A 24,654-nucleotide genomic window follows, 5' to 3' on the forward strand; every position below is an offset into this window, starting at 1 on the left:
ATCGGCCGCCTGGAAATCAACCCGCCGCGAAATAGCGCGTCAGCGCCCCCTTCGTGCGATTGACGTAGCCGTCCTGCCAACTGTCGTCGACGTTGAGGAAGCCCGACCAGCCCTTCTTGCCCTGGCGCTTCAGTTCCGCCTCGACCGCACGGAAGCGATAGTGGTCGTAGACATCGAGGATATGCACCGCATAGGCCTCGGCAAGGGCGCGGTCGCCTTTGACGATCAGCATGTTCTCATCATTGGCGTAGGAGGCCTTGAAACCGAGATTATGGCTGCCGAGGACGACGACGCACTCATCCGATAAGGGATCGATCACCAGCACCTTGTCGTGAATGATGGCGCCGACCTTCTTGGCCGTCAGTTCCTCCGCGCCGAAATCCGCCAGCAGTTGCCGGTCGTCGATGCGCGAGGCCCGGACGATCGAGACGTTGGCCTCGTCGAACGTATGCGGCGAGGTGGCGTCGACATCGTCGTCCTCGTCGTCGGGATCGTTCTTTTTGCTGGGGACATAGTTGGGCATGGCCTGGGGGCTGGAAACGGCGCCGGTGACGATCAGCTTCTGGTCCTTGAGGCCGATGTCGATCGCCTCGCCGACGATGCAATCCTTGCCGGACTGTCCGGGATAGAAGGCCAGAAACAGCACCGCATGCTCGGCGCGGCGCATCAGCCGGTAGACCTCGCGAAGGTCGGGCGGTGTATCCTTGCCCTTCCTTCGGCTCTGCATGTTCGGCGAGAACCATGCTTCCACCGAAGCGCCATTGCCGGTGGGCACAATGGACGGCGTCTCGTTCGAGCGACGGAACGCCTTGCTCTGCTGGTTGTCGGGCATGCCGTCGTCGAATTCGACGGGAGCTTCCAGCGTCGCATTATCTTCCAGCATCCGCTCCCAATAGGCAACATAGGCCGCGGCGACCGCATCGTTGCGGACGATCAAGGCGTTGTTGGACTGGCCGGCAAGTCCCGTGGCCGTCCAGTTGGTGCTGCCGGTGAACACGCTGCGCGTCCCGTCGGGCGCTATGTGCACCACGAATTTGTTGTGGCCGATCTGGCTCGAATTGTTGAACATCCGGTGGTGAATCTCGACGCCGGCCTCAATCAGCGCCTTGCGCGCCTCATGATTGCGCACATCCCAATCGTCGCTAACCTTGCCGGTGTTGGCGAGAATGATGCGTAACCTGTCCTTGTTGGCCAGCAGAAGCTCGAGCAGTTCCTTGTCCTCCAACTCATAGAGGGCGATCAGAAAGCGTCCAGGCGCATTCATGAACTCCCTGAGCATCGGAATGACATCGCCGGCCAGATATTTGCGGATGCCGTTCGCCGGATCGGAAATCATGTCGATCAGCTCGTTCGGCTTCTTCACACCGTCTTCCAGCAGGACGTTTCGCAGCCACTGGGCAGCCAGGATACCGTTGGTGAAGGTCGATTCGAACTGGCCGCGCTTGCGCGTCACATGAACCCGATTGGAGGCGACGGCCGGCCCGAGATAACCGAGCGGCCGCGGCGGCCCTTCATAGGCCTTGACTGAGATTTTCTCGAAGGTGCCGTCAGGCTTCCTGATCGGCCTGCCCTTTTCGTCCCGCTTGTTGATTTGGACGATCTCAGGTGTCGGATCGGGCGCGGCCTGCAGGCCCGGCTTCAGGTCGCCAAGTGGACGGATCTCGTAACGCACGCGGACCTCGTCCGGCCGTCGTCTCATCTCGTTGCGCCGCTTGCGCAGCGTCAGATCGCGCCAGGAGAGCTTCTGCACCGGCCAGAGCGAGGTCGTTTGCGGCAGCCAATGCGGATTGCGCTGTCCCTTGAAGGCTACCCAGGCGGCGCAGGTCACCCGGTCCTCGCTGCCATCGGCTCTTTTCGCGACGTTTCCCTGCTCGTCGAGATACACGCGGACGACTTCGAAGCCGAGGCATCCGTCGATTTTGTCGTCTATCTCCCAGGCCACATAGGCGACCTCGTTGTTCACATAGGCATGCGCTGCAACAATCGTTCCCATGACCCGTCTCCCCAGTGAGCAAGGCAACATTGCTACCCTTCCGTGTCATATTCAAGCTGCTCGCCAGCTCTTCGCGCGTTCGATCGGCTGGGAAAAACGGGCAAATGCAACTCACAGAAATAGAAAGTGATATCTACCGAAACCGCTCACACTTTTTTCCGCCATGCTCTAAGGTGAAAACCTTCGGTTCCTGAAATGCACTTGTTTTGCCCCGATCTAATCGAATAAAGCGAAACGAGGAAAAGCAAGAAAGAGCGCCCGCCCGTGACACAACTGCCGAAGACCCCCCTGCTCGACCAGGTCGTCTATCCCGCCGACCTGCGCAAGCTCGAGGATCGCGACCTGCCGCAGCTTGCCCGCGAGGTCCGGGATGAAATGATCGATGCGGTGTCGCGCACCGGCGGTCATCTCGGCGCCGGCCTCGGCGTGGTCGAGCTGACGATCGCCATCCACAGCGTCTTCGATACGCCCAACGACCGGCTGATCTTCGATGTCGGCCACCAATGCTATCCGCACAAGATTCTCACCGGCCGGCGCGACCGCATCCGCACGCTGCGCCAGGAAAACGGCCTTTCCGGTTTCACCCGCCGGGCCGAGAGCGAATATGATCCGTTCGGGGCAGCGCACTCCTCGACCTCGATCTCGGCCGGCCTCGGCATGGCGATTGCCGCCGATCTCGACAAAACCGACCGCCGCGTCATCGCCGTCATCGGCGACGGGGCGATGTCGGCCGGCATGGCCTATGAGGCGCTGAACAATGCCGGTGCCCTCGATGCCCGCCTCATCGTCATCCTCAACGACAACGACATGTCGATCGCGCCGCCGACCGGCGCAATGAGCGCCTATCTCGCCCGCCTCGCTTCGGGGCGCACCTATATGGGCTTCCGCGACTTCGGCAAGAAGCTGACGGCCTATCTCGGCAAGAATATCGACCGGGCGATCACGCGCGCCGTCGAGCACGCGCGCGGCTACGTCACTGGCGGCACGATGTTCGAGGAGATGGGCTTCTATCATATCGGGCCGATCGACGGGCATTCCTTCGACCATCTGCTGCCGGTGCTGCGCAATGTGCGCGACAATGGCCGCGGGCCGGTGCTGATCCATGTCGTCACCCAGAAGGGCAAGGGTTATCCGCCGGCGGAGGCCGCTGCCGACAAATATCACGGCGTCAACAAGTTCGACGTCATCACGGGCGCGCAGGCGCGGGTCAAGCCGAACGCACCGAGCTATACCAGCGTCTTTGCCGAAGCGCTGGTGCAGGAAGCCGCTCTCGACGACAAGATCGTCGGCATCACCGCCGCCATGCCGAATGGTACCGGTCTCGACAAGCTCGCAGAAGCCTTCCCGTCGCGCTGTTTCGACGTCGGCATCGCCGAACAGCATGCCGTGACCTTTGCCGCCGGCCTTGCGGCGGAAGGCTACAAACCGTTCGCCGCACTCTATTCCACCTTCCTGCAGCGCGCCTATGACCAGGTCGTGCACGATGTGGCGATCCAGGGCCTGCCGGTGCGTTTCCCGATCGACCGCGCCGGCTTCGTCGGCGCCGACGGGCCGACCCATGCCGGCTCCTTCGACACCGCCTTCCTCGCGACCCTGCCCGGCTTCGTGGTGATGGCGGCGGCCGACGAGGCCGAACTCAAGCACATGGTGCGCACGGCAGCCGCCTATGATGCCGGCCCGATCTCCTTCCGCTATCCCCGCGGCGAAGGTGTCGGCGTCGACATGCCGGCGCGCGGCGAAATCCTGCAGATCGGCAAGGGCCGCATCGTCAAGGAAGGCACCAAGGTGGCGCTGCTCTCCTTCGGCACCCGGCTTGCCGACTGCCTGCTCGCCAGCGAAGATCTCGAGGCTGCCGGCCTTTCGACAACGGTCGCCGATGCGCGTTTCGCCAAGCCGCTCGATCGCGACCTGATCCGCCAGCTCGCCCGCCACCACGAGATGCTGATCACCGTCGAGGAAGGCTCGGTCGGCGGCTTCGGCAGCCAGGTGATGCAATACCTTTCGAGCGAAGGCCTGCTCGACAACGGCCTGAAGATCCGCTCGCTCGTCATGCCCGACATCTGGATGGAACAGGCCAAGCCGGAAGCGATGAACGCCCATGCCGGGTTGGACCGCGCCGGGATTGTTTCGACCGTGTTCCGGGCGCTCGGGCGCGGTGTTGCTGTTGGAGTTGCGGGGTAGATGAATTGTGAGGGCATGCCATGTGGCCCCCTCATCCGCCCTACGGGCACCTTCTCTCCGCTGGGGAGAAGAGGGAATCGACACGCCGCCGCCGGCAGGCGGATGAGGGGGCCACACGCAAGTCCCTCAATAAATGGGCGGCGCATCTCCCCCACCTCCCATCTCCGTATTTGCCCAACGCGTCGCTGGCGCAGTGGATCGCTGTATGATTCTCGTGTTTATCTGCGGTCCCTCCAACGAAAAAGGGCGACGCATCACTGCACCGCCCTCTTCATCTAGCATCCCACTCTGAGCGCTCTCAGAACTCCGTCCACTCCTCCTGCACCGCAGCTGCGGCGGTTGCCTGGCGCCCGGCGAAGGCCTTGGTGACCTGGCTGGCAAGGGCGCGGGCCGGAGAGGCGACCGGGCGGGAGGCAGGTGTCGCGACTGCCGTCCTCTGGGCCGAAGCGGCAGGCTCGGTTCCGAGCTTGAACTGGCGCAGCAGCTCGTCCAGGGCGCTTGCTTCCTGGGCAAGCGCATGGCTTGCAGCGGTCTGCTGCTCGACCATCGCCGCATTCTGCTGCGTGCCCTGATCCATGTTGTTGACGGCGGTGTTGATCTCCTGCAGCCCGATCGACTGTTCGCGCGTGGCGGTGACGATCGCGTTGACGTTGCGGTTGATCTCCTGCACCTCGGCGACGATCGCTTCCAGCGCCTTGCCGGTTTCGCCGACCAGCGTGACGCCGGTCTGGACATGGGTGCCGGAATTGGTGATCAGGTCCTTGATTTCCTTTGCAGCCTTGGCGGAACGCTGCGCCAGTTCGCGCACTTCCTGGGCAACGACGGCAAAGCCCTTGCCTGCCTCACCGGCGCGTGCGGCCTCGACGCCAGCGTTCAGCGCCAGGAGGTTGGTCTGGAAGGCGATGTCGTCGATGACACCGATGATGTTGGAGATTTCGCCCGAGGACTTTTCGATCTGCTGCATTGCCGAGACCGCCTTGCGGACGACATCACCGGATTTTTCGGCGCCGAGGCGGGTGCGCTCGACGAGATTGCCGACATCCTCGGCGCGCTTGGCGCTGTCGCGCACCGTCGTCGTCACCTGCTCGAGCGCTGCGGCGGTCTCTTCGACCGCGGCGGCTTGCTGCTCGGTGCGATGGGCAAGATCGTCGGCGGCCGAGCGGATCTCGCCGGCGCCGGCATTGATGGCCGAGGCATTGCGGCCGACCGACTGGAGTGCCGCCTGAAGCTTTTCCACGGCATTATTGAAGTCGTTGCGCAGGCTGTCATATTGCGATGCGAAGGGCGTCTGGATGCGGGCGGCGACATCGCCGACGGCAAGGCCGGCCAGGCCACCGGCCAAAGCGTCGACGGCGTAGCGGAGCTCGCCCTCCTCGCGCGCCTTCTGCTCATCGCTTGCCTGGCGCTGGCGCTCTGCATCGTCGCGCATACGGTCGGTTTCACCGGCAAGACGCAGCTTCTCGATCGCCGCCTGCTTGAAGACGAGAACCGACTGGGCCATGCGGCCGATTTCGTCGCCGCGTTCGACGGCCGGGACTTCGATGTCGTTCTGACCGCCGGCGAGACGATCCATGGCGGCGGTCATGCCGACGACCGGGCGGACGATGGTGCGCGACATCAGCCAGGCAAGAAGGGTGGCGGCAAGCGAGGCGACGATGCCCCCGGCCAGCAGCGTCGTCGTCAGATCGCTGTTGGCATCGGCCCGGATCGCGGCGAGCGCATTCGACTTTTCGCGGGCGGTGGCCTTGATCTTGGCGGACGCCTGGCGGAAACCATCGAGCTGACCCTTGGTGGCGTTGACGCCGATCTTGACGACCTCTTCGATCGGCATGTCGGTTTCCTTGCGCGCCTTGGTCTGCGGTTCGGCAAGTTCATGGAAATAGAGGTCGGCGGCCTTCTGCATGCCGTCGATCATCTCGACCAGTTGCGGCTCGCCCGCCGCCGTCTGCCTGGCGGCGGCGATCGCCTTCAGCATGCGCTCGCGATTGGCGAAGACGTCGCCATAGGTGCTGTCGCTGCGGAAGAGAATGAAGCCGCGCAGGTTGACCGCCTGCTCGAGCATGGCCTGCAGCGCATCATCGATCTGATTGACGAGCAGCTCCGATTTTTCCTGCTCGGCGGAGGCGGCCGCCGACGCCGTCGCCTTCGAATAGACGAAAGCCGAAACGGACACGAAGATCAGAATGAGGGCTGCGAACGTGGCCGCAAGCTTCCCGTTCAAGGATATATTTTTGGCAGACATCGATGAATTTCTCCTGGCGACAGTCGACGCGGCGAGAGACGGCCGCGCACAAGGCGCAACCGCAGAGACTGGGAATCGGAAACATGATCGGCGGAAGACGCCTGCGCCTTCATGGCGCCAAGCGGTTTGAACCAACCGCTGTAATCGTGCCGACCCTATGCGGGCAGACTTTAAATTTGCTTAAATTGCGCACCTCAGGAATTGCCCGGCAATCCGCAGGGAATAAAATGCTTGCAACCGACGGCTTTGCCGGTCATTCACAGCCGATGTCAGCTCAGAACAGCCAACGCCTCGACCAGCTTCTCGTCTCCCGCGGCCTCTTTGCCAGCCGCTCGCGGGCGCGCGACGCCGTGCAGCGCGGCACCGTCAGGATCGGCGGCCAGCTTGTAACCAAGGCCGGCGCGCTCTTCGGCGACGATGCCGAGATCGAGATCCACGACCCGGCACAGGCTTACGTCTCACGCGCCGCATTGAAGCTCGCCGCCGCTCTCGACCATTTCCGGCTCGATCCTGCCGGCCATCACTGTCTCGATATCGGCGCTTCCACCGGCGGTTTCACCGAGGTGCTGCTGCAGCGGGGTGCTGCGCATGTCACCGCCATCGATGTCGGGCATGGGCAGATGCATCCGCGGATCTCGGCCGATCCGCGGGTGACGAACCGCGAGGGCCTCAACGCCCGCAGTCTCAGCGCCGACGATATCGGCGAGCCCGCCACCTTCATCGTCTCCGACGTCTCCTTCATCTCGCTGAAGCTGGCGCTGGCGCCGGCGCTTGATCTCGCTGCGCCGGGCGCCGTTGCCGTGCTGCTCGTCAAGCCGCAGTTCGAGGCCGGGCGCGAGGCGATCGGCAAGGGCGGGCTTTTGAAAGATCCCTCCTCTGCTCCCGCGGTTGCCTCCGAGCTGGAGCGCTGGTTCACCGAGGACATGGGCTGGAAGAGCCTCGGCCTCATCCCCTCGCCGATACCAGGCGGCGACGGCAATCGGGAATACCTTCTGGCAGGATTGAAAGCGTGAGCACCGAAACCGTCACGATCGAGAAACTCGGCGCCCAGGGCGATGGCATTGCAAACCAGGCCGAGGGGCCGGTCTACGTACCTTTTTCCCTACCGGGGGAAACAGTGGCGATCGCCCGCGTCAAAAGCCATGGCACGATCATGTCGATCGCGGCGCCCTCACCCGACCGGCAGGAGCCGCCTTGCCGGCATTTCGGTCCCGACGGCGTCAACGGCACCTGCGGCGGCTGCACACTGCAGCATCTGGCAGACGGCCCCTACCGCGCCTTCAAGCGACAGCTGGTCATCGATGCGCTGAGATCGAAGGGGTTGACGCCTGAGGTCGGCGAGATCGTTCCGGCCCGGCCGGGCGAGCGCCGGCGCGTGGTGTTTGCGGCGCGCAAGACCGAGAAGGATATGCTGATCGGCTTCAACCAGGCCGAAAGCCATCATATCGTCGCCATTGAGGAATGTCCGATCTCGTCTCCGGGCATTGTTGCCCGGCTGCCGGCGATCACGGCGATCGCCGCGTCGCTCGCGTCCAGCGCCGACCCCTTCCGGATCGCGGTGCTCGAAACGCTCTCCGGCCTCGACCTGGCGGTCGACGAGATCAAGAAACTCTCCGACCCGCAGCGGCGCAAGGCGATCGAAACCGTGCTGGCCTTGCGCGGCATCGCCCGCGTGACGGTGAATGGCGAGATCCTGGTCGAGCCGTCGAAGCCGCTCGTCGATTTCGGCGGTGTCTCGGTTTCGCCGCCGTCAGGCGGCTTTGCCCAGGCGACCAAGCCGGCGGAAGAGGCGATGGCGGAGCTGGTGCTTGCCCATGCCGGGAAATCGAAACGGATCGCCGATCTCTTTGCCGGCGCCGGCACGTTTTCGCTCAGGCTGGCGCGGGTCGGCCGCGTCCATGCGGTCGAAGCCGAGGCGAAGGCGCTCGCAGCCCTCGACCAGGCCGCCCGCAATACCCAGGGGCTGAAGCCGGTGACGATCGAAAAGCGCGATCTCTTCCGCCGTCCGCTGATGACGCAGGAGCTGAAGCCCTATGACGCCGTCGTCTTCGACCCGCCGCGCGCCGGCGCGGAGTTCCAGTGCAAGGAGCTGGCCCGATCGGCGGTGAAGAAGATCGCCGCGGTCAGCTGCAATCCGCTGACGCTGGCGCGCGATCTGGCGATCCTCGTCGAGGGCGGCTACCGCATCACCGGGGTGACGCCGATCGATCAGTTCCTGTGGACCTCGCATGTCGAGGTGGTGGCGACGCTGGAGAAGTAACCGGCGTCATTCGGCAATCGGAAACGCCCGCGGCGAGAGCGGGCATCTCCGATGATAACCTTTGTCAAGCTGCGCGGCGGACAGCCAACGCTTCCTGAGCGCCGAGTCTGAACTGCGCCAGAAGCCGCATCAGTTTCGCGGCCTCCTGGGCAAGACCATGGCTGGCGGCCGTCTGTTCCTCGACCATGGCTGCATTTTGCTGGGTGCCCTGATCCATTGTGTTGACGGCAGTGTTGATCTCGGCGAGGCCTGTCGACTGTTCACGCGTGGCGATCACAATCGCCTCGACATGGCGGCTGATTTCCTGCACCTGCGTAACAATCGACTGGAGCGCCTTGCCGGTATCGCCGACGAGTGTGACGCCTGAACGAACCTGAGCATTCGAAGTCATGATCAGGCCTTCGATTTCCTTGGCGGCCTGGGCCGAACGCTGGGCCAGTTCGCGCACTTCCTGGGCAACGACGGCAAAACCCTTGCCGGCTTCACCAGCGCGTGCGGCTTCGACGCCAGCGTTGAGAGCCAGCAGGTTTGTCTGGAAGGCAATATCATCGATAACGCCGATGATGCTTGAGATCTTCTCCGAGGACTGTTGGATGCCGGTCATGGCATCGACGGCCTTGCTGACGATCTCGCCCGAATGTTCGGCGTCGTTGCGTGTGCGGCCAACCAGACTGCCGGCCTCTTCGGCGCGGCGAGCGGTATCCTTGACGGTCGTGGTGATCTCTTCCAGAGCGGCAGCCGTTTCCTCGACGGAGGCGGCCTGCTGTTCGGTGCGGCGGGCAAGACCGTCCGCGGCGGTACGGATTTCCGTCGCTCCAGCGTCAATTGCGTGGGCATTGCTGCCGACGGCCTGGAGGGCAGCGTCCAGCTTGGCGACCGAGGTGTTGTAGTCGCTGCGCAAGCGATCGAGGTGGGAGGCAAAAGGCGTATCGATGCGATGGGCAAGATTGCCTTCGGAAAGTGCTCCGAGCGCGCCAGCAAGCGCATCGACGGCCTCACGGATCTCCGCGGCCTCACGCGTTTTCTGCGCTTCGCGTTCCCGGCGCTCGCGTTCCGTCAGCGAGCGACCCTGCTCAGCCTCGCTTTCCAGGCGCTCCCGGTCGATGGCATTGGCCTTGAACACGGCAACGGTCTCCGCCATCGAGCCGATCTGGTCATGGCGTTCCTCGCCCGGAATGGCGGCGGAAAGATCTCCGCCGGCAATCTTCTGCATGGCGGCGGTCATCGCCGTGATCGGACGGATGACGAGGCCGTGCAACAGCCATGCCATGGCGGCAATCATGATGCCGACGGCCAGAAACGTGGCGACGAAGGCCGCGATGCGGAACTGGTTGAGCGTGGCGAAGGCTTTGTCGCTGTCGACCACGAAGCCGAGATACCACTTTACAGTCGGAAGACCCTCGACGGGTACGAAGGACACGAGCACCGGTTTGCCGGTAAATTCGGTCTCTGTGAGGCTGCCGCCGATCGAGGGGGTGACCGTCGGAAAGGCATCGGCCAATGTCTTCGTCACCAGCTTTGCATCGGGGTGGATGAGAATTTGGCCGCTGCTATTAACGAGGAAAGCCTCTCCCTGCCCGCCAAGATTGATCTCCTTGATCATCTTGACCATGGTTTCCAGCGAGAAGTCGCTGGCGGCAACACCGGCAAGCTTGCCGTCGCGGGAAACCGGGACCGCGGTGCTGATGATTAGATTGCCGCTGGATGCATCGGTATAGGGTTCAGTCAGCACGGGAGCATTTGCCTTGACGGCATCCTGATACCAGGGGCGCTTGCGCGGATCGTAACCCGCCGGCAGCGGCAGGTCGGGCCACGATGTGAAGACGCCCTGCTCATCGCCGAAATAGGTGCTGACAAACTGAGTGACGAGCACGTCATTCTGCAGGACTTTGCGCACGCTGTCGCGATCGACCGCCTTACCGACAGCATCGCCTACCATGGCGGTCAGGATGACGCGCCCATTCATCCAGTTGGCAAGGCTGTGGGCAGCCTGCTCGCCCGAGGATTTGATATTCGCTTCGATTGAAGAGGTGGTCACGCTACGCTGAACGTAATCGATATAATAGGAAAAGGCGGCGAAAGCGGCTAGAACCACGATAGACGCTGCAACCAGGATGCGCGTCATCAGATTGGTCTTCTTTGTCATGCCATGCACTCCTTCAAATAGATTCGGGGGCGCAACGGTTAAGCACGCTGCCAAATGGGCGGCGGCAACCGTTGGATGAATTTGAACAAGGGGGTCAAGCACATCATGCGCCCGGACGGCCGAGGAATCCGTCGCGCTCTAGTTATTTAGCTTATACTTAAAAGGAGCTTAAAATCTCATCAAGAACCGTTAGATTATAGGGGCTCAACGTCGCATAAAAGCTTCGAAGGCGGCCCGCGCCTCTGCACTTTTCAGCCGGGCTGAGAAATGGCGAGCCTCTTCATCGATGCGGGCGATAATTTCCTCGCGCGGGCCGCGGACGAGCTCGCGGGCGATGCGCAGCGCCTCGGGCGGCTTGGCGGCAAGCTTTGCGGCAGCAGCCAGCGTCTGGCTTTCAACCTCTTCCGGCGTCGTCACCTTCCAGACAAGCCCGGCTTCCCGTGCGTCCTCGGCGCTGAAGGTCTCTCCGGCGGCGAGCATGGCAAAAGCCCGCTGGTGTCCCATGATGCGCGGAGCAATCAGGCTGGACGCCGCTTCCGGCACCAGCGCCAGATCGACGAAGGGCGTGCGGAACTGGCTGCGGTCGGAAGCGATCGTCAGGTCGCAATGCAGGTTGAGGGTCGTACCGATGCCGATCGCCAGGCCGTCGACCCCGGAGACCAGCGGCTTTTCGGATCTGACGAGCGCGTAGAGAAAATCGATCAGCTCCTCTCCCATGCCGCCGCCCGTTGCGGCGGCCAGAAAATCGGCGATGTCGTTGCCGGCCGAAAAGCTGCCATCGGTGCCGAGGAACACCGTCACCCTTATCTTCGCGTCCGCATTGGCGCCATTCAGCGCATCGGTCATGCTGCGGTACATCGCCCGCGTGAACGCATTCTTCTTTTCCGGCCGGTTGAAGCGGATGAGCTGGACGCCGGGATGGGCGGAAGGCTGCTCGACGATGATGTGATCGGTCATGGAGTTTTCCTCAGACAAGCAGAATGCGGGCGGCGGCAAGGCTTGCCGCGCCATTGACGACTCGGTCGCGAAGGGCTGCGGTCTCGGCGAGCAGGTTTTCGGCGGCAAAGCGGCAGAGCGCGATTCGGCCCTCGGCTTTGCCGTCGCCGCTCACGGCCAGGCCCCCCTTGGCGAGATAACAGCCGGTGAGCACCAGCCCGAACAGTCGCTGATAGGGCGTGGCGCCGGCGAGCGCTTCCGCGGTTCTGTCGTCTGCCAGCGCCTCCAGAAGCCAGGCCGTGGCCTGCTCAAGGTCGGCGATGGCTGCATCGAGCCGCGCGCCTGTCTCGCCGAAACCATCGAGATTCGAGCGGCGGACACCGTCGGCGATCCCCTTCAACTCGGCGATGAAGCCTTTTACCTGATCGCCGCCGGAAAGCGGCAGCTTGCGGGTGACGAGATCGATCGCCTGGATGCCGTTGGTGCCCTCGTAGATCGGCGCGATACGGGCGTCGCGGAGATAACGGGCCGCACCGGTCTCCTCGATGAAGCCCATGCCGCCATGCACCTGGATGCCGAGCGAGGCGACCTCGACGCCGGCATCGGTTGAAAACGACTTGGCGATCGGCGTCAACAGCGCGGCACGCTCCTGCCAGTGGCGGCGGTCGCCTGCCCGGCGGGACATGTCGATCGCATGGGCGCAGGCATAGGAGATGGCGCGCGAGCCCTGGGTCAGCGCCTTCATTGTGAGAAGCATGCGGGCGATGTCAGGATGTTCAATGATCGGGCTCATGCCGGCGGCCGACCAGCCCGGGGCCTTGCCCTGTGTGCGTTCGCCGGCATAGGCGATAGCCTTCTGAGTGGCGGCCTCGGCGATCGCCACCCCCTGCATGCCGACCGCCAGGCGGGCATTGTTCATCATCGTGAACATGCAGGCGAGCCCCTTGTTCTCCTCGCCGACCAGCCAGCCGATCGCCCCCTTTTCGTCGCCGAACCGGCCGTCGCCATAAATCATCGTGCAGGTCGGCGAGCCATGGATGCCGAGCTTGTGCTCCAGCGCATGGCAGAAGAGATCGTTGCGGGTCCCGAGCGAGCCGTCGTCGTTCACCAGAAACTTCGGCACCAGGAAGAGCGAGATGCCGCGCGTGCCGGCCGGCGCATCCGGCAGCCGCGCCAGCACCAGGTGGATGATGTTGTCGGCCGCGTCGTGTTCACCCCAGGTGATGAAGATCTTCTGGCCTGATATGCGATAGCTGCCGTCGGGCCTGCGTTCGGCGCGGGCTTTCAGGACGCCGAGATCAGAGCCGGCATGCGGCTCGGTCAGGTTCATGGTGCCGGTCCATTCGCCCGACACCATCTTTGCCAGATATTTCTCTTTCAGCGCCGCGCTGCCATGGGTGCTGACCGCCTCGATCGCGCCCATCGTCAGCGTCGGAGCCAGCGCAAAAGCCATGGATCCGGAATTCCACATTTCGAGCGCTGCGACATTCAGCATATCGGGCAGAGCCTGGCCGCCGAAAGCTTCAGGCGCCGTCAGGCCGTTCCACCCGCCGGCGATCCAGTTGCGGTAGAGGTCACGCCAGCCATCCGGCAGCCGGACCTCGCCGTCAATCAGGCGGGCGCCCTGGCGGTCGCCGATTTCAGCGAGAGGCGCCACTTCCTCTGTGGCAAAACGTCCCGCCTCGGCCAGGATGGCGTCGACGAGATCCTCGCCGAGATCGCCGAAAAGACCATTCGACATCACCTCGCTCATGCCGGCTACATGCTTCAATGTGAACGCGATTTCCTCGACGGGCGCCTTGTACATTGCTTCCTCCTCCGTGGGGTACCTGCACCGCATGCAAAGCCCTCCCCGGCAAGGGCTAGTTGATTTTTACGTAAACGTCAATTTTGATTCATAACGCGCGATGCGATAATTCCACTGGCGCGGTGCTTTCCTCTTGCACAGCGGCGCCCATGGACGGCATGGAGAACTGAAGACAATCTATCGCCCTCGCAAAGGAACGGCGACCAATGGATACATTGCCCGTCAACATACCCGGTTTCGTCTGGGCCTATCGTTTCTCGCCGGATGAAAAGACGGCGGTGCGGCTGACCAACACCGCGACGGTGGCGGATCTGACCGCCGAGAACTGCTTCTACTGGCTGCATCTCAACCTCGTCGATGCCCGTGTACCTGCCCTGCTCGAGACGCTTGACGGACTGACCGAAGACGCGAAATCGGCGTTGACGACGCATGACACGCATGCGGCGCTGACCGTCGACGAGCAGATGCTCTACGGCACGCTCGTCGATTGCCAGCGCGATTTCGACCAGGACACCAACAATCTCGGCTGGCTGCATTTCGCCATGTCGGATCGCTTCATCATCACCACAAGGCTGCAGCCGCTGCGCAGCGTCGAACGGGCGCGCACACTGATCGAGAAGAACCCGGGCAAATTCTCGCGGCCGGTCGATCTGTTCGAGCTGCTGGTGATCGAGTTCCAGCGCACGCTGATTGCGATCGTCATCGAGCTCACCGAAGAGCTGAACCAGATCGAGGATATCGTCTACGACAATGCGCCGCGCGACGAGCGCCGGCGGCTGGCGCCGGTGCGGCGAACCGTGGTCCGGCTGCACCGGCATCTGCGCACGGTGCTGGCGCTGATGCGCCGCGCGGCGGCGGCCGATGACGATGAAATGCCCTTCGGCTTCGAGGACGTGGCGCGGCGGCTGACGAGCCGGCTGGAAACGGTGGACCACGATGTCTACGCGCTGCAGGACCGGGCCCGCCTGCTGCACGAAGAAATCGATTCCAAACAATCCTCCGAGACCAACCGCCACCTCTATCTGCTGTCGATCATGACCGCCTTCCTGCTGCCGCCGACGCTGGTGACGGGTTTCTTCGGCATGAACACCGCCAACCTGCCCTTCGCCGTCGGCGATTACGGCACGGAATACGCCGTCATCCTGATCATCGCCTCGATTGCGTTTGCCTGGTGGCTGCTGCGGCGGGTGAATATTCTTTGAGGGTGAGAGTTAGACGTGACTGTCGGGAGGCGCAGTCGCTTCTATACCATCAAACGTCGCGGTACTTGCCACAGAGCTCATCCAACGCTACGTCATCTCGGGCTTGACCCGAGGATCCACGCTGCCCTGGTCCGCAGTGGCCATGGATCCCAGGCTCAAGGCCTGGGATGAGGGAGGGTTGCCAAATTCGCCGCCGACGCAGCGGATGGCGCGACATTGCGCCTATCGCGTCATGTGGGACGCGGCCACTGTCACCATTGCGACGCTTCGTTCATCTGATTTCTGCCTCGGCGGTGGCAGAGTGCTCAACTGGCTTATGCCACCACCTCGCCCGGAACGGTTCTTGCACGGTTACTAATATGTTCACCGTGGGGAGGCCTGATGTCATGAAGTGGCACACACCTGGAGAATTCAGCCCGCTGATGCTCGTTGTGAACGGGCCAGAAAAATACAAGCTTATCGCGAGCCTTTGGGAGGCGGCCCAGATGCTGACGGCTTGCTGGCCGTTCGACGACGGCGAAGAATATCTTACGGCTGTTATGGCGTGCCGCGATGCGATCCATGGGGACCTTCCGGCCGAGGACGCGAGAGAAGCGCTGATTCGTGCTGCCAAGGAGGCAGGCATTTCGGTGATCACCGTCGTTCACTGATTATCGCAGCCGACCATGAAATGGGTTCACGGGCTTCTTCATGCCACCGCCGTCTCGTTACCGCTCCCCAGCTTCGACACGTCCCCTCTCCCCGTTTTCATGGGGAGGGGGTCAGGGGTAGCATCGGCACCTATCAATACGGGGAATAGCACTGCTGGCGCGGGCCGTCATAAGGCTGGAAGGTGTTGTCGTAGGCGCGGTAAGACCGGTAGCGGTTCGCGCACCAGGCGACGTGAGCCGAACCCATGCGCGGCGCGGGCGCGGCGTAGCGCGGAGCCGCAATGACCGCGCCGGCGCCGAAGGCGGCGAGCGGATACCAGTAGCCGTTATAGTGGCGGTAGCCGGGGCGATAGTAGGAATAGCCGCGATAGCCGCCATACCAGCCGGGCCGGTAATAGGCGCCGGGGCGATAGCCGGGCCGGTAATAGTCACGTCGGTAATAGTACTGGACATTCTCGACAGCCGAGGATTTTCCCACCTGCGGCGCGGCCGGCATCTGGATTGCCTGCGACGGCACGAAGCTCGTCAAAACGATAGCACCGGCCAGCACCGCGGTTACCATCCTGTTTCTCAGCCCGATCATTTCTCTCTCCCATTCAACAGCGATCACTGCTTGCCCTGCAACGCTTACGAGCGAGAATGGTTCCAAAAGCCGCCGGAATCGGCAGCTTCCGGATGAGTAGAGCTTGGCCCGCTCAACCGACAGAGGTCAAGCGACGGCGGAGATTTTCGCCTGGTCGCCCTGCAGGCGGTTCACCATGAAGTTCGAATACCACTCGAGGAACTGCATGACGCCGCCCTCGTGCAGGGCGGAATAGGGGCCGGGCTCATAGGCGGGCGAGTGGATGCCGAAGGCATTTTCCTCGACGATCCGGCGGTCCTGGTCGTTGGTCTCGGTCCAGACGTGGGTCAGTTCCTCGAGATTGTAATCCACGCCCTCCACCGCGTCCTTGTGGACGAGCCACTTGGTCGTCACCGCCGTCTCGTTGGCGTTGAGCGGCAGCACCCGGAAGGAGATGGCGTGGTCGCCGAGCAGATGGTTCCACGTCGTCGGATAGTGGAAGAGCAGCATCGTGCCGATACGATTGATCGAGATGTCGTCGGATATCCGGCGCTGCACGGCGGGCTTGCCCGACATTGTGTAGCTTTCGGCGTCCTCGATCAACGGCATGCGGGCGGTGCGGAACTGACCATCCGGCGAAATCTGGAACTTGCTCGGCAGGCCGGCGGCCTCGCAGCGCGCCCAATGGCCGGCGATCTCCGGATCGTCGGCGCCGCCGTCCGTGCCGGTGACGCTCGGCGCTTCCGGATAGGTGCGGCAGAGTTCCGGGTGATTGGCGGCGCAGTGGTAGCACTCGCGGTTGTTTTCCCAGACGAGCTTCCAGTTGCCCTTCTCGATGATCGTGCTCTGGAACGCGATCTTGGTCTCGCCGATCCGGTGCGGCGCCATATAGGGCTCGATCTTGTCGCGCACCGGCTTGAAATCCGGGGCCGTGTCGGCGAGGCAGATGAAAATATAGCCTGCCACGCTCTCGCAGTGGACGGGCTTCAGATTGAAGCCGGTTTTGTCGAAATCGTCGCCCATGTGACGGGCAAAGGCAAGTTTGCCGTCGAGATCGTAGGTCCACTGATGATAGGGGCAGACGAGACGCACGGAAGAGCCGTGCTCCTTCGTGCAGACGCGCGAGCCGCGATGACGACAGCTGTTGTGGAAGGCGCGGATGACATTGTCACGGCCACGGACGATGACGACCGGATAAGAGCCGATCTGGACGGTGAAATAGGCGCCCGGCTTCGGCAACTCGCAATCATGGCCCATGAACAGCCAGTCGCGATAGTAGATCATCTCCATGTCGAGTTTGAAATAATCCTCGTCGGTGTAGAACGGCTGTTCGAGGCTGAAGCCCTCGCGGCGGTTCTTGAGCTGACGTAATACGTTGCTGCGAATATCCATCTTCATGTCCTCGTGCACCGGCTGCCGCGCCTTCAAGCGGAAGGCTATGGAAGCGCGCCTGCTTCCTTCTCCTGCGGGAGAATTGTTCATGACGCCATTTAATCACCTGGCATTCCTGCCGCTTGGTTGTAATGCGACATCGGCTTCGAAATTGACGACAGGATGCGCCGAGGCTTCGACACAGCCCCTCGCGATCGACCCGATGTCGGACTCTGCAGGCAATTATCGTCAATTGCGACATTGCGTAAAGACCGGATTGGCAAAGAGGGCGGCTCCCCGATATTGGTGATTGTCGCATTTACGACATCGCCGGCTTCCGCCGATGCGCCGGTCGCCTCTTAATACCGCTTTAAGCATACGCTCTTATCCTGCTGTCGACCTCAGACCGACGAAGCACGTAAACCATGGCCAGACTCCGCTATTTCGACGCGAAAGAAGTAATCCGGCCGCAGGAGCGGCAACTGGTCGCCGCGCATTCCGAATTCCTGCGCACCGGCCGCATCCCCCGCGAACGGCGGCACTGGCTGGCCGAGGAAAGGCGCTACCTCACCCATGACGAGGTCGCCGCAAAGACCGGCCGCAAGCTGGAGGCGGCCGGCGAGAAGACGCATCAGCACATCAACGGCTTCCACCACTCGATCCAGTTTCCGAAGATGATCTTTCACCGGACGCTGCAGGACAGCCCGCATCTCGGCTATTGCCACGTCACCGCGGCGCGCACCAAATTCGCCCATTATGAAGAGGTGAGCTGGGCCTTCTACATCTCCAATTTCTATTCCGATATCGGCGACAACGACAATTTCTTCGAACGGATCGACGTCGGCTATTCCCGGATGTATTTCGCCGTCGCGATCAAGCCTGGGGAGGATTCCGCCGAAAAGATGACCATCGACCGCTCGGTGCGCGGCAATGGGCTGCTCTTTCGCACCCACGATCCGCAGGCGGCGATCCGAAACATCCTGCTGCTCGGCGCCCGCAACGAACAGCTGCGCGAAATCATCCGCCAACTGTGAGCCAACAAGGCGATTGATCGCCGGCCGCGGAAAGCCTAATGACTGCCGGAACCAGACACGGGCAGCATATGGCACGCATCATCGACATCAGGGCAGACAGGCAGGCGGCGCTCGAAGCGGCCTGTGCCGCTCTTTCCCAAGGTTTTGCCATCGCCATGCCGACAGAGACGGTCTATGGCCTTGCGGCCGACGCCACCAATCCGACCGCCATCACCCGCATTTACGAAACCAAGGGTCGGCCGCGCTTCAATCCGCTGATCTGCCATATGGCCGATCTCGAGATGGCCGAACAGCATGCCGAGTTCGACCCCGTCTCGCGGGCGCTCGCCGAAGCCTTCTGGCCCGGCCCGCTGACGCTCGTACTGCCGCTGAAGGCTGAAAGCCCGATCCACGCGTTGGCGACCGCCGGCCTCGACAGCGTCGGCGTGCGCGTGCCCAAGGGCTTCGCCGGCACCCTGATCGGCGCCTTCGGACGGCCGCTCGCAGCTCCCAGCGCCAACACCTCAGGCGCCATCAGCGCGACCAGTGCGGCCCATGTCGAAGCCGATCTCGGGGCGAGAATCCCGTTGATCCTCGACGCGGGACCGAGCGCGGTCGGCGTCGAATCGACAATCGTCAAGGCGGAGGGTGGCCGGCTACGGCTGCTTCGGCCCGGCGGGCTGGCGGCGCGCGAGATCGAGCGCGTGGCGGGCCAGCCGCTGCTGCGCGCGAAAAAGGCATCGGCGGCAATCGAGGCGCCCGGCATGCTCGCCTCGCATTATGCGCCGGGCGCCAGCGTGCGCCTCAATGCGACGGCGGTGGAACCCGGCGAAGCGCTGATCGTCTTCGGCGGTGCGGCGGTCGAAGGCGCGCGCCAGGCACGCATCGCCCTCGACCTCAGCCCGCGCGGCGATCTGGCGGAAGCGGCGGCCAATCTGTTCGACTACATGAAGCGAGCCGATGCCTGCGGGGTGTCGAGCATCGCCTTTTCGCCCATTCCGGACGACGGACTCGGCGAAGCCATCAACGACCGGCTGCAAAGGGCCGCCGCGCCCCGCGACTGACTGACCTGATAGAAGCGATAGAGGATCGACCAGATGAACAGCGCCGGCATTTCCACCGATCTTCTCGACCGTTTCGCCGCAATCGTCGGCGAAAAATATGCGCTGCGCGATGACGCCGATCTGGCGCCGCATCTGATCGAAAACCGCGGGCTCTATCATGGCTCCTCACCTCTCCTGCTGAAGCCAGGTTCGGTCGAGGAAGTCTCCGAGATCATGAAGCTTGCGACCGAGACCGGAACGGCGATCGTGCCGCAGACCGGCAATACCGGCCTCGTCGGCGGCCAGACGCCGCGCACCGGCCAGGCCGACATCATCCTGTCGCTCGAACGCATGACGAGGATCCGCGACGTCGACCCGGTGGCGAATGTGCTGGTCGCCGATGGCGGCGCCATCCTTGCCGATGTGCAGAAGGCGGCCGAGGCGCATGGACGGCTCTTTCCGCTGTCGCTCGGCTCGGAGGGCTCCTGCCGCATCGGCGGCAATCTCTCCACCAATGCCGGCGGCACGGCCGTGCTTGCCTATGGCAATATGCGCCAGCTCTGCCTCGGCCTCGAAGTGGTGCTGCCGACCGGCGAGATCTGGGATGGCCTGCGCCGCCTGAAGAAGGACAATACCGGCTATGACCTGCGCGATCTCTTCATCGGCGCCGAAGGCACGCTCGGCATCATCACCGGGGCGGTGCTGAAGCTGTTTCCCCAGCCGCTCGGCCACCAGGTTGCGTTCGCCGGCCTCAATTCGGTCGAGGATGCGCTTGCGCTTTTCAATCTTGCCGCCAGCCTCTGCGGCACATCGCTGACCGGTTTCGAGCTGATGCCGCGCTTCGGCGTCGAGATCACCACGCGCCACATCGACGGCGTCCGCGATCCGCTGCAAGCGGCTTACCCCTGGTACGTGCTGATCGACATTTCGACATCGGATTCAGCCGAAACGGCGGAGCGGATGATGAATGGCGTGCTGGAGCAGGGCTTCGAGGCCGGTCTGGTGCTGGACGCCGCGATCGCCTCATCGGTCGCCCAGCAGAAGGCGATCTGGCATATGCGCGAGAGCATGTCGGACGCCCAGAAGCCGGAAGGCGGCTCGATCAAGCACGACGTGTCCGTGCCGGTGTCGAAGATCCCGCATTTCATGGCCGAAGCGGAAAGAGCCGTCATAGCGGCCATGCCGGGCGCGCGCATCTGCGCCTTCGGCCATATGGGCGACGGAAATATTCATTACAATATTTCCCAGCCGATCGGCGCCGACAAGGCCGCCTTCATCGCCCGCTGGCGCGAAATGAACCATATCGTGCATGAGATGGTGCTCGCCCATGGCGGCTCGATTTCGGCCGAACACGGCATCGGCCAGCTGAAGCGCGACGAACTGGCGGCGATCCGCCCGGCGATCGAGATCGAACTGATGCGCCGCATCAAGCGGGCTTTCGATCCGGCCAATATCATGAACCCGGGAAAGGTCGTCAGTCTCGAGGCGTGAGCGGCGGCAGTCAGGGAATTGTCCCTCGTCCGCCTGCGGGCACGGACCGTTGTCGAGCGCCCTGATTGGCTCTTCCGTCGACCTCACACTCGGTCATCCCAGGCTTCAAGGCCTGGGATGACGGAGTATGGGATTAGCTTTTCGCCAAACGAAGCGGGTGCGCCGGCTTCACCGCCGTGGGCGAGACGAGTGGCTCACCCCCGGTAAGGTTACGGTGAGGGCCCGCCACCCGCGCCGCTGTGCGCGCTCCTGCCTGAACCACCTTAAGCCTGCTGCGTGCCGCCGCCGGTTAGGATCTGCAGCGCCGGCGACTGCTGGGTGCTGTTCTGGACGTCGTACATCGCGGTGAAGCGCCGCAGCAGCTTGTCGACCTTCTTCGGATCCTGGAGATCCTCGAGCTTGACGAAGCGGTTGAGGAGATCGGCCTGCTTGGCGACATCCATGCTCGACATCTGTGACGGCAGGCTGTAGGCCGTGGTGATGACCTGATAGAGCGCCTTGTCGCCGAGGATCGAATAGAGCGAGGTGATGCTGGAGGCCTTGCGACTGAAGTAGAGCGCCAGACGCACACCGTCGTTGCTTTCGCCCTCCTGGGTCTCCAGCGTCTGCTGCAGGTAGAGCTCCTGGGTATTCTCCTCGGCCGCCTTGTTCTGGATGGAGCCTATCTTGGCACGGGTCAGATTGCCGTCCTTGTCGAAGTTGAAGGCGGCGACGATATCCTTGAAGCGCGCATCGGCCTTGGTGTTGAGGTAGCTCTTCTTGTCGTCGGGATCGGAGGTGAAGATCTTCTTCAGCGTCGCCTTGTCGTAATCCTTCGGGTCGAGGTTGTTCGCCTTCAACACCAGATCGGTCAGGCGGCTATCATCGAGGAAATCGTCGAGCGACTGCACTTTCGCCATACCCTTGGCGAAATAATCCACCTCGGCCGTTGCGTCCTTCGATGCCTTGTCCTTTACCGGCCCAGCCTTCAGCAGCATGGTTACATGCGCCTTGTAGTCCGTGGCGTATTTGGCCATGGTCGCGTCCGGCAGCGCCTGGAGGGGCGCCGCCGGCTTGCCGTCGGGGCCGAAGTTGAAGGCGCGCGCCAGGTTGGTGATGCGCTCGTCCTTCAGCGAGGCGATATAGCCGTCCGGATCATAGGCATCGCTCGTCAGGATTTTACGCATCATCGAGCGCGGCACGTCCTGATCGGTCAAGCCGTAGGCCTGCAGCGCGACATGATAGAGATCCGGCAGATTGTCGTTGCTCTTCTTGAAATCTGCCGTTCGATTGGTGCGCAGGAAGTCGTTGACGCTGTTGATCTCGGAGAAATCGAGCAGGCTCGTGCTGTCGGCCATCATGCTCTTGTAATTGTCGGCAACTTCTTCGATCGCCTCGTCGCGCTCGTCGTCATAGCGCGCCATGTAGTTGTCGTTGGTGGTCTGCGCCTGATCTGCGGTCTGGATCGAGCTGACGACGGGAAGCGATCCGTCGGCGGCAAAGTTGAAATCGGCATTGAGGTCGGAATAGCCGGCCGCGGCAGCGGCGGTCGCATCGGTCAGGATGCTCTTGAGATCGGCGTCCGTGATATCGAACGGCAGATTGTAGGTGCTCTTCAGGAAGTTGGTGATGGCAGGATCGGCGATGAGATCATCGACATTGGCGATCGTCGCCATGCGGGCGGAATAGTCGTCCGTGCGCGCCGTGGCGGCAATTTTCGTGTTGGTGATCTGGGCGGATGTCTGTGCCGCCATGCCATCCTCGAGCGAACCGTCCGCCTTGAAGTTGAAGGCGGCGGCGACGTCGGCATAGGTGCCGGTGCCGCTCTGATCGGTCAGGATAGCGCGCAGATCGACATCGCTGACGGTCGACGGGATGCCGTAGGCGTTGCGGATGAAATTGTTCAGCCGGCGGTCGCTTAGCAGCTGGTCGACATTGGAGATGCCGGCGATCGTTGCCTGGTAATAGACGGCGGCATCGTCGGCCTTGCTTGCCGTGCTGGCGCTTTGCGCCGCACTCTGCGTGGCATAGAGGGTCGCGACCGAGCCGTCCGTTTTGAAATTGAAGAGATCGTGGACGTCGCTATAGCCCTGGGCGCTGGCAGCCGCGGGATCGACGAGGAAGCTCCTCAGCGTTGCGTCGGAAACGCTGTCGGCGATCTGCATGCTGGTTCTGAGATAGCTGACGGCGACGGGATCGGACATGATGTCGTCGACATTGGTGATATTGCCGATCATGGCGTTGAAGTGCGCTGCGTTCGCCGCCGATTTGTCGGTGGTCGACTTGCGCTGTGCGTCGGTCTGGATCACCGAACCGTTGATCGAGCCGTCCGCATTGAAGTTGAAGTCGGCATTGAGCCCGGCTTTCCCCTGGGCGGCGGCATAGGTCGAGTCCGTCAGAATGCTCTTCAGCTCGGCATTGCTGAAGCTGGTGCCGAGGCCGTAGGCATCCTTGATATAGCGCGCCAGAACGCTGTCGGCGAGCAGGTCGTCGACATTGGTGATGCTGCTCGACCGCGAAGTCACGCTATAATAATTGGCGGTGCTTGCCGCCGCGTCCTTCAGCTTGTTCGACTGGTCGATCGTCTGGGCACGCGCCGTTGTCGATGTCGTGCCGTCGGCCTTGAAATTGAAGGCGTTATAGACGTCGGTAAAGCCCATCAGCTGGGCATAACCGGGGTCGGTCAACACCATGCGCAGCGCCGGCGCGGTGAAATCGGCGCCCATGCTGTAGGCGGTCTTGATATAGGAGGTCAGTCGGCTGTCGGCGACGAGATCGTCGACGTTGGTGATCGTGCCGATCTTGGCGGTGTAATAGGCCTGATTGTATTCGGCCGCCGTCTTGCTGACATAGACGACATCGGAACCGACGGAATTGTCGATGATCACAGACTGGTTGTTCAGCGTATAGGTCTCGATGATCGACGCCTTCTGCGTCGCGGTCTGGGCGCTGCCGTTGACCGTACCATCGGCATTGAAGCTGAACTGGGCGGCAAGCGCCTTGTATTTGTCGCCGCCCTGGGTGTTGACGACGCTTGTCGGGTCGCTGAGGTCGCTCGTCAGCACCTGCCGCAGGAAATCCTTTGAGGCATAGGTGGGATCGATCTTGAAGGCCTTCAGCACATAGGTGCGCATCCGGGTGTTGTTGACCAGGTCGTCGACGGTCTGCACACTGTCGATATTGTTGCTGTAATATGTGCTCTCGGTGGCAGACACCTTGTCGGCATCGACGAAGGACTGCTTGTAGAGGCCGATGAGCTCGTCCTCCTGAGCATCGGTCTGAACGTCCTTGTCGGGTGCGTTGAAATTGAAGGCGGCGGCGAATTCGCGGTAGCGCGTATCGGAAAGCTTGTTGGCGTAGCTGTTCGGATCGGTCAGATCGCTCTCGAGCACCTTCTTCATGAAGGCCTTGGCATAGGTCATGTCCTCAAGGCCGTAGGCCTTCATCGCGTAGCTGTAGAGCTTGTAATCGCCGAGAAAGTCGTCGACGTCTTTGACCTTGTTGATATTGTCCGCGTAGTACTGGGCATCCTTCTTGACCGTCGCCTGCGAGGCGACCTTGTTCAAGCTCGACGTCATGTCCTTCGACAGGATCGTGTAAGCGAGGGAGGCCGTGATCATCAAAAGCGCCCTTTTCGGCAAAATCTCTAAAGAACGACAAACTGCTGGTGAGCCCATTTTGCCACGCAAAACTTACCCGAGACTTACCTTTGGACTGCGCCATTTCAGGGCAGCGGGCCGTTCACCTTCCGGAAACCCTGCCGGATTCGGTTTTGATA

16 protein-coding genes are annotated in these 24,654 nt (G+C 62.6%); 8 read left to right on the forward strand and 8 right to left on the reverse strand.

Annotated features, from left to right (window positions below; genetic code table 11):
- Positions 1–16: 16 nt before the first annotated feature.
- The gene (locus tag HJC04_RS16745) at positions 17–1,993 is read right to left on the reverse strand and encodes a phospholipase D-like domain-containing protein (RefSeq protein ID WP_221146675.1); all 1,977 of its coding nucleotides are present in this window, start codon (positions 1,991–1,993) and stop codon (positions 17–19) included.
- Positions 1,994–2,257: 264 nt separating this feature from the next.
- Between HJC04_RS16745 and dxs the strand changes: the two genes are divergently transcribed.
- A complete protein-coding gene (gene dxs, locus HJC04_RS16750) occupies positions 2,258–4,174 on the forward strand; it encodes a 1-deoxy-D-xylulose-5-phosphate synthase (protein ID WP_210628960.1) in 1,917 nt (638 codons plus the stop codon).
- Positions 4,175–4,472: 298 nt separating this feature from the next.
- On the opposite strand, the gene HJC04_RS16755 is transcribed toward dxs, so the two are convergent.
- Positions 4,473–6,416, reverse strand: a complete 1,944-nt coding sequence (locus HJC04_RS16755; protein ID WP_210628961.1) for a methyl-accepting chemotaxis protein — start codon at positions 6,414–6,416, stop codon at positions 4,473–4,475.
- A 227-nt stretch (positions 6,417–6,643) separates the two neighbouring features.
- On the opposite strand from HJC04_RS16755, the gene HJC04_RS16760 reads away from it, so the two are divergent.
- Positions 6,644–7,429: a TlyA family RNA methyltransferase gene (locus HJC04_RS16760; RefSeq protein WP_221146676.1), complete on the forward strand. Its 786-nt coding sequence runs from the start codon at positions 6,644–6,646 to the stop codon at positions 7,427–7,429.
- On the forward strand, positions 7,426–8,676 hold the full coding sequence (locus HJC04_RS16765) for a class I SAM-dependent RNA methyltransferase (protein ID WP_221146677.1): 1,251 nt from the start codon (positions 7,426–7,428) through the stop codon (positions 8,674–8,676). The genes HJC04_RS16760 and HJC04_RS16765 overlap by 4 nt, the downstream gene beginning before the upstream one ends.
- A gap of 64 nt (positions 8,677–8,740) precedes the next feature.
- On the opposite strand, the gene HJC04_RS16770 is transcribed toward HJC04_RS16765, so the two are convergent.
- The 3 genes from HJC04_RS16770 to HJC04_RS16780 form a co-directional block, all read right to left on the reverse strand.
- The gene (locus tag HJC04_RS16770) at positions 8,741–10,822 is read right to left on the reverse strand and encodes a methyl-accepting chemotaxis protein (RefSeq protein WP_221146678.1); all 2,082 of its coding nucleotides are present in this window, start codon (positions 10,820–10,822) and stop codon (positions 8,741–8,743) included.
- 204 nt (positions 10,823–11,026) lie between these two features.
- Entirely contained in the window at positions 11,027–11,779 is a 753-nt protein-coding gene (locus tag HJC04_RS16775; RefSeq protein ID WP_221146679.1) for a crotonase/enoyl-CoA hydratase family protein, read from the reverse strand.
- A gap of 10 nt (positions 11,780–11,789) precedes the next feature.
- Complete coding sequence (locus HJC04_RS16780) at positions 11,790–13,565, reverse strand: acyl-CoA dehydrogenase (RefSeq protein WP_221146680.1); 1,776 nt, start codon at positions 13,563–13,565, stop codon at positions 11,790–11,792.
- Positions 13,566–13,771: 206 nt separating this feature from the next.
- On the opposite strand from HJC04_RS16780, the gene HJC04_RS16785 reads away from it, so the two are divergent.
- Positions 13,772–14,767 carry a transporter gene (locus HJC04_RS16785; protein ID WP_210628967.1) on the forward strand — a complete coding sequence of 332 codons (996 nt, stop codon included), beginning with the start codon at positions 13,772–13,774 and terminating at the stop codon, positions 14,765–14,767.
- A 386-nt stretch (positions 14,768–15,153) separates the two neighbouring features.
- On the forward strand, positions 15,154–15,417 hold the full coding sequence (locus HJC04_RS16790) for a DUF982 domain-containing protein (protein WP_064805928.1): 264 nt from the start codon (positions 15,154–15,156) through the stop codon (positions 15,415–15,417).
- Positions 15,418–15,550: 133 nt separating this feature from the next.
- Here the strand turns inward: HJC04_RS16790 and HJC04_RS16795 are convergent, their stop codons facing one another.
- Both HJC04_RS16795 and HJC04_RS16800 read right to left on the reverse strand, forming a co-directional pair.
- The gene (locus tag HJC04_RS16795; RefSeq protein ID WP_210628969.1) at positions 15,551–16,000 is read right to left on the reverse strand and encodes a BA14K family protein; all 450 of its coding nucleotides are present in this window, start codon (positions 15,998–16,000) and stop codon (positions 15,551–15,553) included.
- Between the two features lie 126 nt (positions 16,001–16,126).
- Positions 16,127–17,371 carry an aromatic ring-hydroxylating dioxygenase subunit alpha gene (locus tag HJC04_RS16800; RefSeq protein WP_210628970.1) on the reverse strand — a complete coding sequence of 415 codons (1,245 nt, stop codon included), beginning with the start codon at positions 17,369–17,371 and terminating at the stop codon, positions 16,127–16,129.
- Positions 17,372–17,775: 404 nt separating this feature from the next.
- Here HJC04_RS16800 and HJC04_RS16805 point away from each other — a divergent pair, with 404 nt between their 5' ends.
- The 3 genes from HJC04_RS16805 (at position 17,776) to HJC04_RS16815 (ending at position 20,897) form a co-directional block, all read left to right on the forward strand.
- The gene (locus HJC04_RS16805) at positions 17,776–18,384 is read left to right on the forward strand and encodes a DUF6656 family protein (protein WP_210628971.1); all 609 of its coding nucleotides are present in this window, start codon (positions 17,776–17,778) and stop codon (positions 18,382–18,384) included.
- Positions 18,385–18,452: 68 nt separating this feature from the next.
- On the forward strand, positions 18,453–19,427 hold the full coding sequence (locus HJC04_RS16810; RefSeq protein WP_221146749.1) for an L-threonylcarbamoyladenylate synthase: 975 nt from the start codon (positions 18,453–18,455) through the stop codon (positions 19,425–19,427).
- A gap of 33 nt (positions 19,428–19,460) precedes the next feature.
- Entirely contained in the window at positions 19,461–20,897 is a 1,437-nt protein-coding gene (locus HJC04_RS16815) for an FAD-binding oxidoreductase (protein WP_221146681.1), read from the forward strand.
- Positions 20,898–21,160: 263 nt separating this feature from the next.
- Here the strand turns inward: HJC04_RS16815 and HJC04_RS16820 are convergent, their stop codons facing one another.
- Positions 21,161–24,496 carry a DUF1217 domain-containing protein gene (locus HJC04_RS16820; RefSeq protein WP_210628973.1) on the reverse strand — a complete coding sequence of 1,112 codons (3,336 nt, stop codon included), beginning with the start codon at positions 24,494–24,496 and terminating at the stop codon, positions 21,161–21,163.
- Between the last annotated feature and the right edge of the window lie 158 nt (positions 24,497–24,654).

The sequence above is a fragment of the Rhizobium sp. NLR8a genome (genome assembly GCF_019685235.1).
GTDB lineage: Bacteria > Pseudomonadota > Alphaproteobacteria > Rhizobiales > Rhizobiaceae > Rhizobium.